Annotated in this window: 14 protein-coding genes and 2 pseudogenes; 8 read left to right on the forward strand and 8 right to left on the reverse strand. The window is 73.3% G+C overall.

Annotated features, from left to right (window positions below):
- Positions 1–163: 163 nt before the first annotated feature.
- On the forward strand, positions 164–2,419 hold the full coding sequence (locus tag ACGF5U_RS20900) for a glycoside hydrolase family 3 N-terminal domain-containing protein (RefSeq protein ID WP_392711416.1): 2,256 nt from the start codon (positions 164–166) through the stop codon (positions 2,417–2,419).
- A 30-nt stretch (positions 2,420–2,449) separates the two neighbouring features.
- Here ACGF5U_RS20900 and ACGF5U_RS20905 read toward each other — a convergent pair whose 3' ends face one another.
- Positions 2,450–2,875, reverse strand: coding sequence for a hypothetical protein (locus tag ACGF5U_RS20905; protein WP_392711417.1), 426 nt, complete (start codon positions 2,873–2,875; stop codon positions 2,450–2,452).
- The gene (locus ACGF5U_RS20910) at positions 2,869–3,423 is read right to left on the reverse strand and encodes an ATP-binding protein (protein ID WP_392711419.1); all 555 of its coding nucleotides are present in this window, start codon (positions 3,421–3,423) and stop codon (positions 2,869–2,871) included. The genes ACGF5U_RS20905 and ACGF5U_RS20910 overlap by 7 nt, the downstream gene beginning before the upstream one ends.
- 206 nt (positions 3,424–3,629) lie before the next feature.
- Between ACGF5U_RS20910 and ACGF5U_RS20915 the strand changes: the two genes are divergently transcribed.
- From ACGF5U_RS20915 to ACGF5U_RS20925, 3 genes are read left to right on the forward strand one after another with little or no spacing between them, the layout of a single operon-like run.
- Positions 3,630–4,493: a helix-turn-helix domain-containing protein gene (locus tag ACGF5U_RS20915; protein WP_392711420.1), complete on the forward strand. Its 864-nt coding sequence runs from the start codon at positions 3,630–3,632 to the stop codon at positions 4,491–4,493.
- Positions 4,494–4,730 carry a DUF397 domain-containing protein gene (locus ACGF5U_RS20920; protein WP_392711422.1) on the forward strand — a complete coding sequence of 79 codons (237 nt, stop codon included), beginning with the start codon at positions 4,494–4,496 and terminating at the stop codon, positions 4,728–4,730.
- A gap of 39 nt (positions 4,731–4,769) precedes the next feature.
- Positions 4,770–5,579: an SAM-dependent methyltransferase gene (locus ACGF5U_RS20925; protein ID WP_392711423.1), complete on the forward strand. Its 810-nt coding sequence runs from the start codon at positions 4,770–4,772 to the stop codon at positions 5,577–5,579.
- A 55-nt stretch (positions 5,580–5,634) separates the two neighbouring features.
- Here ACGF5U_RS20925 and ACGF5U_RS20930 read toward each other — a convergent pair whose 3' ends face one another.
- From ACGF5U_RS20930 to ACGF5U_RS20940, 3 genes are all read right to left on the reverse strand, one after another.
- Positions 5,635–7,503, reverse strand: coding sequence for a M64 family metallopeptidase (locus ACGF5U_RS20930; RefSeq protein ID WP_392711424.1), 1,869 nt, complete (start codon positions 7,501–7,503; stop codon positions 5,635–5,637).
- A gap of 143 nt (positions 7,504–7,646) precedes the next feature.
- A complete protein-coding gene (locus ACGF5U_RS20935) occupies positions 7,647–8,993 on the reverse strand; it encodes a 6-phospho-beta-glucosidase (protein WP_392711426.1) in 1,347 nt (448 codons plus the stop codon).
- 42 nt (positions 8,994–9,035) lie between these two features.
- Positions 9,036–10,823 (reverse strand): FAD-dependent oxidoreductase, encoded by a 1,788-nt coding sequence (locus ACGF5U_RS20940; protein ID WP_392711428.1) that lies wholly within the window; start codon positions 10,821–10,823, stop codon positions 9,036–9,038.
- A 209-nt stretch (positions 10,824–11,032) separates the two neighbouring features.
- On the opposite strand from ACGF5U_RS20940, the gene ACGF5U_RS20945 reads away from it, so the two are divergent.
- Positions 11,033–11,488: a YchJ family protein gene (locus ACGF5U_RS20945; protein WP_392711429.1), complete on the forward strand. Its 456-nt coding sequence runs from the start codon at positions 11,033–11,035 to the stop codon at positions 11,486–11,488.
- A 99-nt stretch (positions 11,489–11,587) separates the two neighbouring features.
- Here the strand turns inward: ACGF5U_RS20945 and ACGF5U_RS20950 are convergent, their stop codons facing one another.
- Positions 11,588–11,851, reverse strand: coding sequence for a hypothetical protein (locus tag ACGF5U_RS20950; protein WP_392711430.1), 264 nt, complete (start codon positions 11,849–11,851; stop codon positions 11,588–11,590).
- Between the two features lie 170 nt (positions 11,852–12,021).
- Here ACGF5U_RS20950 and ACGF5U_RS20955 point away from each other — a divergent pair, with 170 nt between their 5' ends.
- Entirely contained in the window at positions 12,022–12,216 is a 195-nt protein-coding gene (locus ACGF5U_RS20955; protein WP_392711431.1) for a hypothetical protein, read from the forward strand.
- Between the two features lie 100 nt (positions 12,217–12,316).
- Here the strand turns inward: ACGF5U_RS20955 and ACGF5U_RS20960 are convergent, their stop codons facing one another.
- Positions 12,317–13,390, reverse strand: coding sequence for an ATP-dependent DNA ligase (locus ACGF5U_RS20960; protein WP_392711432.1), 1,074 nt, complete (start codon positions 13,388–13,390; stop codon positions 12,317–12,319).
- A 74-nt stretch (positions 13,391–13,464) separates the two neighbouring features.
- Between ACGF5U_RS20960 and ligD the strand changes: the two genes are divergently transcribed.
- Positions 13,465–14,472, forward strand: a complete 1,008-nt coding sequence (ligD, locus tag ACGF5U_RS20965; protein WP_392711433.1) for a non-homologous end-joining DNA ligase — start codon at positions 13,465–13,467, stop codon at positions 14,470–14,472.
- Between the two features lie 44 nt (positions 14,473–14,516).
- On the opposite strand, the pseudogene ACGF5U_RS20970 reads toward ligD, so the two are convergent.
- A pseudogene (locus ACGF5U_RS20970) lies at positions 14,517–15,501 on the reverse strand (DUF1080 domain-containing protein); the annotation flags it as partial.
- On the opposite strand from ACGF5U_RS20970, the pseudogene ACGF5U_RS20975 reads away from it, so the two are divergent.
- Positions 15,468–15,632, forward strand: a pseudogene (locus ACGF5U_RS20975) (multicopper oxidase domain-containing protein); the annotation flags it as partial. The pseudogenes ACGF5U_RS20970 and ACGF5U_RS20975 overlap by 34 nt on opposite strands.
- Between the last annotated feature and the right edge of the window lie 127 nt (positions 15,633–15,759).

The following is a 15,759-nucleotide window of genomic DNA, read 5'->3' on the forward strand; positions in this document are numbered from 1 at the left end:
ACCGCGAACGCGACCAACGCGCCCTGGTTCCGGTCCCGTTGACAGAGTGCTGGGGCAGTCGTAGCTTCCAGGACCGGCTACCGAGAATTTTCTGCACTCTTCCGGAAGGCACGGAGTCGACCCGGCGGTCACCCGGAAATGACCCCGGGAACCAAGGAGTTCCATGGCCCACCCCTGGCAGGACACCACGCTGCCCGCTCCCGTCCGCGCGGCCGGACTGCTGGCCCGGATGACCCTGGAGGAGAAGCTCGCCCAGCTCCACAGCGTGTGGCCCGGCTCCTCGTCCGGCGACGGCGAGGACGTCGCCCCGCTCCAGCACGAGATCTCCGAGGAACTCGACGTGGACGCCCTCCTCCCGTACGGGCTCGGGCAGATCACCCGCCCCTTCGGCACCGCGCCCGTCGAACCCGCCGCGGGCGCCGCCCGGCTGGCCGCCCTGCAGAAGCGGATCGTCGCGGCGAACCGGTTCGGTGTCCCCGCCATCGCCCACGAGGAGTGCCTGACCGGCTTCACCGCCTGGCGGGCCACCGTCTTCCCGACCCCGCTCGCCTGGGGCGCCACCTTCGACCCGGCCCTCATCGAGGAGATGGCCGCGGGCATCGGCGCGGGGCTCGCCGCCGCAGGCGTCCACCAGGGCCTCGCCCCCGTCCTCGACGTGGTCCGCGACCCCCGGTGGGGGCGCACCGAGGAGACCGCAGGCGAGGACCCGTACCTCGTCGCCACCATCGGCACCGCCTATGTGCGCGGTCTGCAGTCGGCGGGGGTCGTCGCCACGCTGAAGCACTTCGCCGGCTACGCGGCCTCACGCGGCGCCCGCAATCACGCGCCCGTCTCCATCGGCCCCAGGGAACTCGCCGAGATCGTCCTGCCGCCGTTCGAGATGGCGGTACGGGACGGCGGCGCCCGCTCGGTGATGGCCGCGTACAACGACCTCGACGGACTGCCCGCCCACGCCCACCAGCCGCTCCTCACCCGGCTCCTGCGCGACGTCTGGGGCTTCGAAGGCACCGTCGTCGCCGACTACTTCGGCGTGTCCTTCCTCGAACTCGCCCACCGCGTCGCCGCGTCCCCCGCCGAGGCCGCCGCCCTCGCACTCGACGCCGGTGTGGACGTGGAACTGCCCGCCGTACGCTGCTACGGTCCGCCCCTGCGCGACGCGGTACGCGACGGGCACGTCCCCGAGGCGCTGGTGGACCGGGCCGCCCTGCGCGTCCTGACCCAGAAGTGCGAACTCGGCCTGCTGGACCCCGGCTGGGCGCCGGCCGCACCACCGGCCGCCCTCGACCTCGACCCGCCGGCGCTGCGCGCCCTCGCCCGCCGGGTCGCCGAGGAGTCCGTGGTCGTCCTCGCCGACGACGCGGGCGTCCTGCCGCTGGACCCCGGGCTCCGGCGGGTCGCCGTGACCGGCCCCCTCGCCGACGACCCGGCCGGCATGCTCGGCTGCTACAGCTTCCCCCGCCACGTCGGCGTCGAGCACCCGGACGTCCCCCTGGGCATCGAGGTGCCCACCCTGCTGGACGCCCTGCGCGCCGAGCTGCCCGGCACCGAGTTCGTCACCGACCCGGCCGGCGCCGACCTGTGCGTCGCCGTACTCGGCGACCGTTCAGGGCTGTTCGGGCGCGGTACGTCCGGTGAGGGCTGCGACGCCCCCGACCTGCGGCTCCCCGACGGGCAGGGCGCCCTCCTGGACGCGCTGGCCGACACGGGCACCCCCGTGGTCCTGGTGCTGCTCACCGGCCGCCCCTACGCCCTGGGCCGCTGGGCCGGCCGGCTCGCCGCCACCGTCCAGGCGTTCTTCCCGGGCCAGGAGGGCGCCCCGGCGGTCGCCGGCGTCCTCGCCGGGCGCGTCGAACCGTCCGGCCGCCTCCCGGTGAGCGTGCCGCGCCACCCGGGCGGCCAGCCCTGGACCTATCTGGCGCCGCCGCTCGGCCACCACGGCGAGGCCAGCTCCCTGGACCCCACGCCGCTGTATCCGTTCGGCCATGGACTGTCGTACACGACGTTCGCCTGGGAGCCCGGCGAGCAGGAGTCGACGGAGCTGGCCACGGACGGCGAGGCCACCGTCCGCCTCACCGTCAGGAACACCGGCGAACGCCCCGGCACCGAGGTCGTCCAGCTCTACCTGGACGCCCCGGCCGGGCGCCACACCCGCCCCGTCGCCCGGCTGGCCGGCTACGCCCGCGTCCCGCTGGACCCCGGCGAGGCCGCCGACGTCCGGTTCGCGTTCCCCGCGGATCTGGCCGCCCACCCGGGCCCGGACGGCGCCCGCGTGGTCGAGCCCGGCCCGATGGAGCTGCGGCTCGCCACCTCCAGCGCCGCCGTCCGCCACACCGTGCCGCTGGCGCTGACCGGGGTGGCCCGCGCGGTCGGCCACGACCGGCGGATGCGCTGCGAGGTCACCGTGCGGCGGCTGCCCTGACGTGCCGGGCGGCGGCGGGTGGGGGGCCGGTCAGAGCCGGGACTCCAGACCGGGCGCCGCCGTCCACGAGGGGGCGATCCCGGTGAGCTGGCAGACCATGAGGTACAGCGGGATGGGCGGCGTGTAGGGCGACGTGGTGCCGGGCCGCTCCATCAGGCGGGGACCCCGGTCCGGCACGTAGGCGCCGGGCGCGTAACAGGCGGGCAGCGGCCAGCGCAGGTCCGCGTCGGAACCGGCCGGGACGAGCCACCACCACCAGTCGGGGTCGGCGAAGACACAGCCGTTCCCGGGCAGCCGGGACAGCAGCCGGAATCCGTGCCGTGCCGGTACGCCGACGGCGTCGCAGCCGAGCGTGGCGGGGAGCAGAGGCGGGGGGCTGAGCTGTACCTCTCCGACGGCCGCCGTACGGCCACGGGTGCCGCGCGACGACAGCAGGCCGGCCATGGACCTCAGCATGCGCCCGCCACGCCGTGGGCCAGCTCGGCCCAGACGACCCGCCCGGCGCCGTACCGGGCGTCGTGCGCGCCCCAGGAGCCCGCGACGGCGTCGACGAGCAGCAGTCCCCGGCCGCACTCCTCGGCGTCGACATGCCGCAGCCGCGGCCCGGCCGGACAGCCCTCGTCGTGCACCGCGATGCGCAACCGCTCGCCGCGGTCGCGCAGTTCGCACACGACACGGCTGCTTCCGGTGTGCACGACGGCGTTGGTGAAGAGCTCGGAGACGACCAGTTCGGCGGTGTCCCGCACGTCCTGCCCGATCCGCCACCGCAGCAGCCGCTCCCCGACGAGGTGTCTCGCCCTGGCGACGGACTCGGCCCTGGCCGGCAGCTCGAAGGCGAAACGGCGGACGTCGGGGGCCTGAACGCCGTGCGCGGCACGACCGTGTGAGGCATGCGGGGTATGTGGGGGCTGTGGGGCGTGGGCGGCGGCGGTGCGGGGCGAGGAACCGGCGGGCTGCGGTCGCGGGGCTATGAGCTGGGGACTGAGCGCATTACCAGGAGCCACGACCGATTCCTAACGTGGGGGAGCGGCGCCGTACGCCGCGTCCTCCCGGGGCAGCGCGCGCGGCAGCCGCGTGAACTGGTTCACCGGAATACTTTCCTCCCGTCATGCACACTTGGCAAGTGGCACTCTGAAAAATGCAGAGTGCTGTGTTCTCTCTGTCCTTCGCATGGCACACTCGTCGAAAACAGCGAGTGGGGAGGTCTTCAGTGAGCGAGCCGCGGTCCGCCCCCACCGTGGGACAGGTCGTCCTGGGCAGACGTCTGCAGGATCTGCGGGAACGAGCGGGACTCAAGCGGGACGAAGCCGCCAGGGTCCTCCGCGTCGCCCCCGCCACGATCCGCAGGATGGAGACCGCAGAGGTCGCGCTGAAGATCCCCTACGTACAACTGCTGCTCAAGGAGTACGGGGTCCCCGCCGACGAGGCGGACGGCTTCGTCCGGCTGGCCGAGGACGCCAACAAGCCCGGCTGGTGGCAGCGCTTCCACGACGTCCTGCCCGGCTGGTTCAGCATGTACGTCAGCCTGGAGGGCGCCGCCAGCCTCATCAGGGCCTACGAACCGCACTTCGTGCCCGGACTCCTCCAGACGGAGGACTACGCCCGTGCCGTGCTGCGCGACGGAGCCGTCGGCCAGGTCGGGAACGACGACATCGAACGCCATGTCGCGCTCCGCATGGAGCGGCAGACCCTGCTCACCCGCCCGGACGCCCCGAGATTCTGGGTGATCATGGACGAGACGGTGCTGCGCCGCCCCGTCGGCGACGGCCCCGCGGTCATGCGCGCCCAGCTCGACCGGCTCATCGAGGCGGCCGCGCTGCCGCACGTCACGCTCCAGATCGCCGAGTTCGCGACGGGGCACCACCCCGGCACGTACGGCCCCTTCGTGCTCTTCCGGTTCGCCATGCCGGAACTCCCGGACATGGTCTACAGCGAGTACCTGACCGGCGCCGTCTATCTCGACGCGCGCCCCGAGGTGGCCTCGCACCTCGAGGTCATGGACCGCATGGCGGCGCAGGCCGCCACCGCACAACGTACGAAGGAGATCCTCCGGGATCTTCGCAAGGAGCTGTGAATGGATCGCATATACAACGGCATGCCTGCCGCCGACCTCGGCGCCGAGGGGTGGCACAAGCCGTGGAGCGGCGGTAACGGCGGCAACTGCGTCGAGGCCATGAAGCTGGCCGACGGCAGAGTCGCGGTGCGCCAGTCCACCGACCCGGACGGCCCCGCCCTGATCTACACGCACGGCGAGATCGCCGCGTTCATCCAAGGCGCCAAGTCCGGACAAGCGGACTTCCTGCTGACCTGAGCTGCCGATGTCAACCACCACACACCCCTGGAGAGTCGGATGACCGGGCAAGAACCCGCCGCCGTACGCATCGACACCAGCAAGCCGCATCCCGCCCGGATGTACGACTGGTTCCTGGGCGGCAAGGACAACTACCCGGTCGACGAGGAGATGGCGAAGCAGCTCCTCACCATCGACGCGCGGGGCCGCGACATGGCCCGGGTCAACCGGGCGTTCATGCACCGGGCCATCCGCTGGCTCGGCGCGGCGGGCGTCCGCCAGTACCTGGACATCGGCACGGGCATCCCCACCGAACCCAACCTGCACCAGATCGCCCAGCAGGTCGCCCCCGAGTCCCGGATCGTCTACTGCGACAACGACCCGATCGTCCTCGCCCACGCCGAGGCGCTGCTGCGCTCCACCCCCGAGGGCGCCACCGAGTACATCCAGGCCGACGCCCGCGACCCCGAGGCCATCCTCGAACGGGCCGGCAAGGTCCTCGACTTCAGCCGCCCGATCGCCCTCTCCCTGCTCGCCCTGCTCCACTTCGTGGACGACGAGGACGGCGCGTACGAACTGCTGGAGCGGCTCGTGGGGCAGCTGCCGTCCGGCAGCTACCTCGTCCTGTCGCACGTCACCGGCGACTTCGACCCCGAGGGCGCCGCCAGGGCACGGGCCATGTACCAGGGACGCGGCCTCACGCTGCGGCCGCGCACCCTGGACGAGTTCGCCCGGTTCTTCACCGGACTCGACCTGGTCGAGCCCGGTGTCGGTCTGACCGCCGACTGGCGTCCGGAGCTGGGCGAGGTCGTCCCCGTCACCGGGGACGACCCGATCCCGGGCTACGCCGGCGTGGCCCGCAAGCCCTGACCCGACCAGGCCCGACCCGACCGAATCCGACCGGACCGGACCGACCGGACTCGGCCTACGACCCCGCCGGGGGCACCAGCGTGACCAGGAAGCTCTGTGCCGCGCCGGTGTTCCCGGCGGCGTCGATCGTCCGGTACTCCACCGTGTGCGTGCCGTACTCCGGTGTGGCGTCGTCCCACGGCACCGCGGGCGGGGTGCCCAGCCTGCCGTACACCAGGCCGTCGATCTCGGTGCCGCCGGGCGAGAACCGGAACGGCGCGTCCGCGTCCGTCGGCCACCCGTAGTACGTGTACCAGCCGTCGCCGTCCACCCGGAACTGGGTGACGACATGGCCGCCCCTGTCGTCCTGGGCCGTCAGCCCCATCGTGAACGCCCCGTCGTAGACGTACTCGACAGGACGGCCGGGACGGTGCGCCGTCCGCAGCGGCTTCGACAGCGTGTACGAGGCCGTGGCGGCGGTCGCGTCGACGGTCCAGCGCAGGACGTGGCCCGTTCCCGCCACGCGGGCCGTCAGCGTGTGCGTGCCCGGCCGTATCGCGAGCGCCGACAGGTCCAGGTCACGGTCGTCGCCCGCGTCGGCGACCGGCTCGCCGTCCAGCTCCCACCGGACGGCGGGCACCCGGTCGGCGGGGTGCGTGGTGTCCGCGTACACCACCGACCACGCGCCCACGGGGGCGTTCGTCGGCGTGTGCCCGGTGAACCCGTCGGCGACCGGCTCGGGCCGGGTCGTGATCCGGGTGTCGACCTTCCAGGCGACCGTACGGGTCAGGGCCGCCGAGCCGCGCACGGCCGGGTCCCGGACGAACGGCGTCGGGTCGGTGACCGTCGCCGTCAGGGTGTGCCTCCCCGGGGCGGGCCACAACCGCCGCAGATCGACCGTGCGGGCCCCGTCGAGCGAGGGCAGCGGCCGTCCGTCGAGCCGCCACGTCACCTCCAGCGCACCGCCGAGCGGGTGCAGGGTCTCCAGCCACACCGTGCGGTCGGCGCCGATCGGCGCGGTGTTCGGCGTGTGCCCCTGCACCAGGTTCACCTTCGCCGAGATCGCCCGCACCATCACCTCACGCCCCACCTGGTCGAAGGCGTACCCGAGCGTCTTCATGATCGAGTGCTTGCTGGGCCGCCACACCCCCTTGGTGGAGTACAGCCCGCCCTCGTACCGGCCGATGACGCCGCCGGACTCGCTCTCCTCGCCGAGCCACCGCCACCACTTGGCCCGCTGGTCGCGCATCTGCCGCTCGGTCAGCACGGTGTGGTGGGCCGACGACGGCTCGCCCGCGCCGTACGTCCCGCCGGGGACGCCCCGCCCGTAGTAGTCGTACTCGTCCTGGAGCCCGCCCAGCGAATGGCCGATCTCGTGCGGGGTGATCAGCGACGACAGCGCGTTGCCGCCGGACGCCGTCGCGTACGTGCCGCCGGCCCCGCCGTACGTCTCGCTGTTGGCGAGCGCGACGATCTGCCGGTTCGCGCTCGTCACCCCGGGCACCAGACCGGCCAGCGCGTCAGCCGCGCCGCTGTCCACGGTCAGCAGCCGCTGCACGCCGCCCGCCTGGCAGCCACCCCAGAAGCCCATGCCGAGCGGGGTGTCCCGGCGCGGCGAGTCGAGGCCCGGGTCGCAGTCGACCCCGGACTCGGGCGACGCCACCTCCACCGCCCACACGTTGATGTACGAGCGGTACGAAGCGAACGGCTCGATGCTCCACAACACGCTGAGGTGCTCGGCCACGTCGGCGCGGAACGCGGGCAGTTCCCCGGCCGTGTACCCGTCACCGAGCAGCACCAGGTTGAACCGCTTGTCGGCCGGGCCCGTGGTCTGCACGGGGACGACGGTGGCCGCGTCCCCCGGCGTGCCGGTCCGCTCCCGGGGCGCGGCGCTCGACGGCGCCGTGCCACTGCCCAGGAGGCCCGTCGTGAGGAGGCAGGCCACACCGAGCAGTGCGGCCGTTCTTCGAAGGCGAGGAAGGCGTGTGCCATCGGAAACCATGGTGCCGGAGCGTACGGGTGGCTCAACCCTCCGTAAAGACGGCAGAGTTCGCCAACCCGCCGGACCACCGCGGGGGCCGACCGCCGCTACCGGTGCGTCAGATAGCCCAGCCGAGGGTGGACCGCCAGGTAGGCGTCCAGCAGCCGCCGCGCCACCGTCACCGAGTCGACCAGGGGGTGCAGCGCGAACGCCTTCACCGCCGTCTCCCGCGACCCGCTCTCGGCGGCGGCCATCACCTCCCGGTCGACCGCCTTGACCGACGCCACCAGACCGACCGCGTGATACGGCAGCGGGTCCGCCGGCAGCGGCCGCGCCCCGTTCCCGTCGACGAGGCACGGCACCTCGATCACCGCGTCCGCGTCCAGCACCGACAGCGTCGAACGGTTCCGGACGTTCAGGATCAGGGTCGCCCCCTCGTCGCGCGCGATGGCCCGCATCAGTGCCAGGGCCACCCGCTCGTAACCGCCCGGCACCAGGTCCTCCGGCGCGCGTTCCCCCGCACCGGCCGCCTCCCGGCTCGCCGCCATGTACGTCGCCTCCCGGTCCGCGAGGGTACGGTGCCAGGCGTCCAGGGCGGAGACCCCTGGACGCACGGCCTCCGTGTAGAACGCGGCCTGCTGGTCGCGCAGATACGCCCCCCGCGTCCGCCCGGCCCGCCGGTACGCCCGCACGGTGTCCCGGGTGAAGTAGTAGTAGTGCAGATACTCGTTGGGCACCGCGCCCAGCGAGCGGAGCCACTCCGCCCCGAACAGCCGGCCCTCCTCGAACGAGCCGAGCGCCTCCTCGTCGGCGAACAGCCGTGGCAGCACGTCCCGGCCGCGCACCCGCAGACCCCGCAGCCAGCCCAGGTGGTTCAGTCCGACGTAGTCGATGCCCGCCACGTCCGGTTCGGCGCCCAGCAGCCCGGCCACCCGCCGGCCGAGCCCCACCGGCGAGTCGCAGATGCCGATCACCCGGTCGCCCAGCACCCGGGACATCGCCTCGGTCACCAGGCCGGCCGGGTTGGTGAAGTTGATGACCCAGGCGTCCGGGGCGAGCGCCGCCACCCGGCGTGCGATCGCCGTGGCCACGGGCAGCGTCCGCAACCCGTACGCGATACCGCCCGCGCCCACCGTCTCCTGGCCGAGCACCCCCTCGTCCAGCGCGACCCGCTCGTCGGCGGCGCGCCCGGCGAGCCCGCCGACCCGGATCGCCGAGAACACGAAGTCCGCGCCGCGCAGCGCCTCGTCCAGGTCGGCCGTGGCCGTCACCACCGGCGCGTCCGGGACCCCGGCGGCCTGCTCGGCCAGCACCCGGCTGATCGCCGTGAGCCGTGCGGTGTCCGGGTCGTGCAGCGTGACCCGGGTGACCCGGCCGGCCGCCCGGTCGGCGACGAGCGCCCGGTACACCAGCGGCACGCGGAACCCGCCACCGCCCAGAATGGTCAGCTTCATGCCCGTACGCTACTGCGTGCCGCGTCGGCCCACGCGCGGCCGTCAGCCCAGGTCGAGGGCGTTGGGCAGCCCGAGCCGGTAGCGGACGCGGTCGTGCCGCTTGAGCTCCTCGATCTCCGGGGCGCGGAACAGCGGCCGTACGGAGCACCGCGCCGCGCCGGAACCCGTACGGTCCAGGAGCGCGTTCACGGCCTGGCGCGCCGCCGCGTTGGCGCCCTCCATCGTCGCCAGGTCGATGTCGACGGACACGTAGTCGCCCGCCAGGAACAGGTTCGGGATCCGGGTCGCGGCCGACGGGCGGTCGTGGAACGTGCCGACCGGGTGGATCAGCAGCTCGTCCTCGTTCGTCGGATGCGGGGTGCCGAGGCCGTCGACGGCCGGGTCCAGGAACCAGGAGTGCAGGGCGGTGTCCTTCAGCGCCGTGTGCCCCGTGTCGTTGAGCGCCGCCTTCAACTGGGCCCACACCTCGCGAGCCACCTGGTCGCGGGTGCACTGCTTCGCCGTCCTCCCGTAGAGGATCCCCGGTCTGTCCCATTCGGAGATGTCCACGGACAGGCAGTCCACGACGGTGCCGTCGCCGTACCGGGCCGCGAAGCCGGCGCCGGGCCAGTGCCCGGCCTGGGCGATCGCCGTGAGCGCCCACGGCGAGTCGACGCAGTTGACGTGGCCGCGTACCAGCGGCGGCCGCTCGGTCAGATAGAACTGAATGCCCGTCATCCAGTCGGTCCGCAGCCGGTCGCACCGCGCGAGCCGCGGATCCGCCGCCCGCAGGGCCGGGCCCCAGGTCCGCCGGGCGTGCTCCACCGGCAGCGCGCAGACATAGTGGTCGGCGACGACCTCGTGGCGTACGCCTTCGGGGTCCTCGACCAGCGCCGCGCCGATCCGCCCGTCCCCGTACGCCAGCTCGCGCAGGGTCCAGCCGATCCTGAACTCCACGCCGAGGGTGCGCAGATGAGCCTCCCAGGGATCGATCCACGCCTCGTTGGTCGGTGCGTTGAGTATCCGGTCGGGCGGCCCGTCGGCGCCCCGGCCGAGCGCGTTGAAGACGAACGCCTCGCCGAGCGTGCCCACCGTGCGGGTGCTGGCCTCCTCGGCCTTGGTCGCCACGATGTTGCGGGTGACCCCGATCGCCAGGATGCGCTGGTAGTCCACGGACATCCGCGCCGCGCGGGTGAACTCCCACCACGGGGTGCGTTCCCACACGTCGTCGCGGCGCTCGTCGCAGCTGGTGAGGAAGACCAGCGCGCGGTTCACGAAGTACGCCGTCTGGTGGAGGGGGAGGTGGGCGGCGGTCTCCAGGAGGGCGGTGAGGGCGCGGCGGATCTCGTCCAGGGTCAGCCGCTCCGGCCGGTGGCCGGGCCACGGGATGGGGAACCGCAAGTCCTCCCGCCCGGTGCGGGCGAACATCATCTCGCGGGGCGCGACCAGGTTGTCGAAGACACCGCGCGCGTTGCCGGGGAAGGGTATGCGCCGCATCGTGTCCGGCAGGTTGTGGTAAATGCCCGGGATGAACCGGAACCCGTGCTCGGCGGGCAGCGGGCGGCGCCCGCCCTTCCCGCTGCCGGGCACGTCCATGCTGCGGGCCTTCCCGCCGAGTGCGCGGCGCTCGTACACCGTGACCCGGAAGCCGCGTTCGGCAAGCTCGTGCGCGGCGGTCAGCCCGGCGACGCCGCCGCCGAGCACGGCGACGGCCGGGGGACCGGCGGAGGGTGTCGCGGACGCCGTGCCGGCGTGCGCGGCGGGCGCCCCGGCGAGTCCCGCGCCGACCGCGCCGGTGACGGCGGCCGCGCCCGCCACGAAGGTGCGTCGCGTCGTGCCCGTACGATGCATGCCCCACCCCTTTACCGCCGGTAACTGCCACGTACGGCGCAGGAGAATAGGGCCGCCCCGCCTGACCCGGAAGCGTCATGCGCCCCCGGCACGCACAATGGCCGGATAGCGCCACCGCGCCGAGCGGGGCCGGTCGGGTCGTGGGCGGGAGGTGGTGGTGGGCCGGTCGGGTCGTGGGCGGGACGGGGCCCCCGGGCACAATGAACGCCATGTCACGACGTGCCACCCCCCGCCGCACCGCCCGCCCCGCACGGACCGGGGCCGCCGCGCCCGCCGTCCACGCCGACACGCCGTGCCCGTGCGGACTGCCCGCCGCGTACGGTGACTGCTGCGGCCGCTTCCACTCCGGGCGGACGACCGCCCCGACCGCCGAGCTGCTGATGCGCTCCCGCTACAGCGCCTTCGTCGTCCGGGACGAGCCGTACCTGCTGCGGACCTGGGCACCGTCGACCCGGCCCCGCACGGTGGACTTCGATCCGGACATGCGCTGGACCGGCCTGGAGATCGAGGACACCACGGACGGCACCCTGTTCCACACCTCCGGTACCGTCACCTTCGTCGCCCGCTACACGCACCGCGGCGAACCGGGCGCCCTGCACGAGCGCAGCCGCTTCGAGAAGTCCTACGGGGTATGGGTCTACGTGGACGGCACGTTCATCGACTAGAGCTTCACCGAGTGGCCCGAGTGGCCCGAGTGGCCCGAGTGGCCCGAGTGGACGGGGAGATCGGGAAGACCGGGTGCACCCGGTGGATCGTGTACCCGCTCACCACGCGGTGGTCCGGCCGTGGCGCAGGACCAGGCCGGGGTTGTAGGCCGCGAGTACCTTGTTCGCCCGCGCGAGCGCCGCCAGCGCGTGCTCCCTGTCGGCCTGGTCCTCCGCGCACATCGGGCCCCGGAAGCGCTGCACCTCACGCGCGGCACACTCGGCGTCGACCTCCGCCTGCAGGATGCCGATCGGCATGCACGACCCGATCAGGGCGGCGACGCGATCGGGGATCGGGACGGGGACGAGACGCGACACGGTCACGGGAGGTCCTTTGCTGCTGCGCTGCTTGTGGCAGTCTTCCGGGCGCTGGGTATCCCCTCCATGGTTGCGCATCCAGAGCCCCGTTTCGGCCCGGGTGTGTATCCATGCTGCAACCGTTGGACGTTTTCCCGGCCCGCGCGGGGTACCCGACGGGTTCGGAGGTGATCGTCATGCCCGAGCCCGGCAGCAAGAAGTACGACGTCCGGCGCGCCAGGCTGCGCAAGAACGCCGAGAACCACGGGATCTCCGACCAGGAGGCCAACGAAGAGGCGAACGCCACACTCCAGCAGGACCCCGAGTGGCGCTCGCGCGGCGCGCGCACCGAGCGCGGCGAAGGCCCCGAGGGCGAGCGCCGGAGCGAGTGACCCTCCGGCGCCGCCCGCGCCCTGGCCCACCCCGTCCGCGCCCCACTCCGTCCCCGCCCCACCCCTTCGTGGGCTCGGGCCTCCTTCGCGCGCGCCGGCCCTACCCGGCGCGCCCGCCGGACAGCACCTCGTCCAGGTCGTACGACACCGGTTCCTCCAGCTGCGCGTAGCCGCAACCCGTCGGTGTGCGGTCCGGGCGCCAACGGCGGAACTGGGCCGTGTGCCGGAAGCGGTCGCCCTCCATGTGGTCGTACGCGACCTCGCACACGCGCTCCGGTCTGAGCGGTACCCAGGACAGGTCCTTCTTCCCCGACCAGCGGCTCGGCGCGCCCGGCAGCCGGGCGCTCTCGTGGGCCGACTCCTCGGCCCAGGCCGCCCACGGGTGGCCCTCCGGTGTGTCCACGCGCAGCGGCTCCAGCTCCTCGATCAGCTCCTCGCGCCGCCGGGCCGAGAACGCGGCGCAGACCCCCACGTGCTGGAGGGCGCCCCGGTCGTCGTACAGGCCGAGCAGCAGCGAACCGACCACGGGGCCGCTCTTGTGGAAGCGGTAGCCGGCCACGACGACATCGGCGGTCCGCTCGTGCTTGATCTTGAACATGAGCCGGGCGTCCGGCCGGTACGGCAGGTCCAGCGGCTTGGCGATCACGCCGTCGAGCCCCGCGCCCTCGTACTGCTCGAACCAGTGGCGCGCCACCTCGGCGTCGGTGGTCGCGGGCGCCAGGTGGACCGGGGAGCCGACCCCGTGGAGGGCGCGCTCCAGGGCCTCGCGGCGCTCGGTCAGCGGTGTGTCCATCAGGGAGTCGTCGCCCAGGGCCAGCACGTCGAAGGCGATGAACCGGGACGGTGTCCGCTCGGACAGGGTCTTCACCCGTGAGGCGGCCGGATGGATGCGCTCGGTGAGCCGGTCGAAGTCCAGCCGACCGTCATGGACGATCACGATCTCGCCGTCGACCACGCACCGCTCGGGCAGCCGCTCCAGGAGCGCGTCGACCAGCTCGGGAAAGTACCGGGTCAGCGGCTTCCCGGTGCGGCTGCCGATCACGAGTTCGGGCCCGTCCCGGTGCACGACGGCCCGGAAGCCGTCCCATTTCGCCTCGTACTGCATACCGGCGGGGATGGTCTTCACGGACTTGGCGAGCATCGGCTTCACGGGGGGCATCACCGGCAGGTCCATGGCTCGATTCTGCCGGATTTCTTGAAATATGCCCCAATATGCGAGCGACCGGTACTGCCCCTACCGTGGCGGCTATGGGAACTGCGGTGGAGCTGGAGGTCGGCGGGCGGACCGTACGCCTGACCAACCCGGACAAGGTCTACTTCCCGGAGCGCGGCTTCACGAAGCTGGACGTCGCCCGCTACCTGCTGGCCGTCGGCGACGGGATCACCCGGGCCCTGCGCGACCGCCCGACGACCCTCGAACGCTTCCCCGACGGCGTGGACGGCGAGTCGTTCTTCCAGAAGCGCGCGCCCAAGAACCTCCCCGACTGGATCCCCACCGCCCACATCGCGTTCCCCAGCGGGCGGACCGCCGACGAGATCCGCCCCACCGAGATCGCCGCCGTCCTGTGGGCCGCCAACCTCGGCACGCTCACCTTCCACCCCTGGCCCGTTCGCGGCGACGACACCGACCACCCCGACGAGCTGCGCATCGACCTGGACCCGCAGCCCGGCACCGACTTCGCCGACGCGGTGCGCGCCGCGCACGAACTGCGGGCGCTGCTCGGCGAGTACGGCCTGCGCGGCTGGCCCAAGACCTCCGGCGGCCGGGGTCTGCACGTCTACGTGCCGATCCAGCCCCGCTGGACCTTCACCGGCGTACGGCGGTGCGCCATCGCGGTCGGCCGCGAGCTGGAGCGGCGCATGCCCGGCCGGGTCACCACCGCCTGGTGGAAGGAGCAGCGCGGCGAACAGATCTTCGTCGACTACAACCAGACGGCCCGCGACCGGACCATCGCCTCCGCGTACTCGATCCGGCCCAAGCCGCACGCCCCGGTCTCCGCGCCCCTGCGCTGGGAGGAGCTGGACGACGTCGACCCGCGCGACTTCGACCTGGCCACCATGCCCGTGCGGTACGCCGACCACGGCGACATCCACGCGGACATAGACGACCACGCCTTCAGCCTGGAGAGCCTGCTGGAGCTGGCCGACCGCGACGAGCACGACCACGGCCTCAGCGACCTGCCGTACCCGCCGGACTACCCGAAGATGCCGGGCGAGCCCAAGCGGGTACAGCCGAGCCGCGCGAAGAAGGGCTAGCCTCGCGGGCCGGCCCCCGGCACGAGCCCGCGGCCGGCCCCGCGCTACAGCTCCCTGATCCGGATGTCCCGGTAGGAGACGACGTCCGACGTGCCGTGCACCTGGAGCCCGATGTAGCCGGTGGCGTACCGCCGGCCGTCCGTGCCCGGGTCGCCGGCGCGCGGCGGGGTGAACTCCTGACCCGCCGTGTTCTCGAACTCGTTGATCAGCACGCCGTTGCGGAAGACCGAGTAGTGCCGGCCCTCCAGCCGGATCTCGTAGTCGTTCCACGTGCCCTTCGGGGTGACGCCCGCGCCGCCCAGCCCCACCCGGTCGAAGCCGTACACCGAGCCCGTCTTGTACAGGTCGCCGTCCGGCCGGTCCAGAATCTCTCGAACCGTCGTCGTCCAGCGCGAACCCGCCGCCGCCCACGTGCCGCCACTTCGCGAACGACTCGGCGGTGCCGTCGAACAGGCTGCGGTAGCCGGACGTCTGCCCCGCCCTGCCGATACCGGACTCCCCGGCCGCCCGGTAGACGGTGCGGTGCTCGCGCGCGTCGACGACGCCCTCGGCCAGCAGCCGGTCGAGGACCGCGTCCACGTGCTTGAGGAACAGGGCGTGCGACGACCAGTCCTTCTCGTCCTCGATGAGTTCGTTGATGGTGCACCGGCTGCCGGTCACGCGGTTGGGCACACCCGTGTCGACCGTGCCGACGACGACCGTGAGCCGCTCGTCGTACTCGGGGCACCTCGGCGGCGGGACCCCGCCGCACTGGGCGGCGTCGAAGGAGACCCGGCCCGGTTCGGAGGTGTTGCCCGCCCTGTCGGTCGCGCGGTGCAGCACGGTGTGGTGGCCGACCCGGTCGACGACGACGGGCGCCGAGTACGCCAGGTAGGGGCCGCCGTCGAGCGAGTACTCGACCTTCTCGACGCCCGAATCGGCGCCGTGGGCCGTGACCTTCACCGTGGCGCTGACGATGTAGGCGTCCCGGTCGGCCCGGACGGCATCAGGAAAGCTTCCAGATCCTCGCGGGGGAGCGCGTCGGGGCGGGCGCGTGGATGTACCACTGCCACGTCCAGAGCCACTCGGACATGGGCATGGCCGGGCTCTTCCTGGTCGCCAAGCCGGACGGCACCGTCCCCGGCCACGAACCGCACCACCCGGCCACCCCGACCGCCTGATCCGGTACGACGACGCCGAAGGCGTGGGCCTCGTCGAGCCCGAAGACCCCGGACCGGGATTGCGCCCCGCCTCCGGACCGGGATTGCGTCCGTCGCCCCGGCCCCGGCCCCGGCCCCGGCCCCTCGC

Origin of the sequence: Streptomyces sp. NPDC047886, from assembly GCF_043204435.1 — a bacterium.
Classification (GTDB): domain Bacteria; phylum Actinomycetota; class Actinomycetes; order Streptomycetales; family Streptomycetaceae; genus Streptomyces.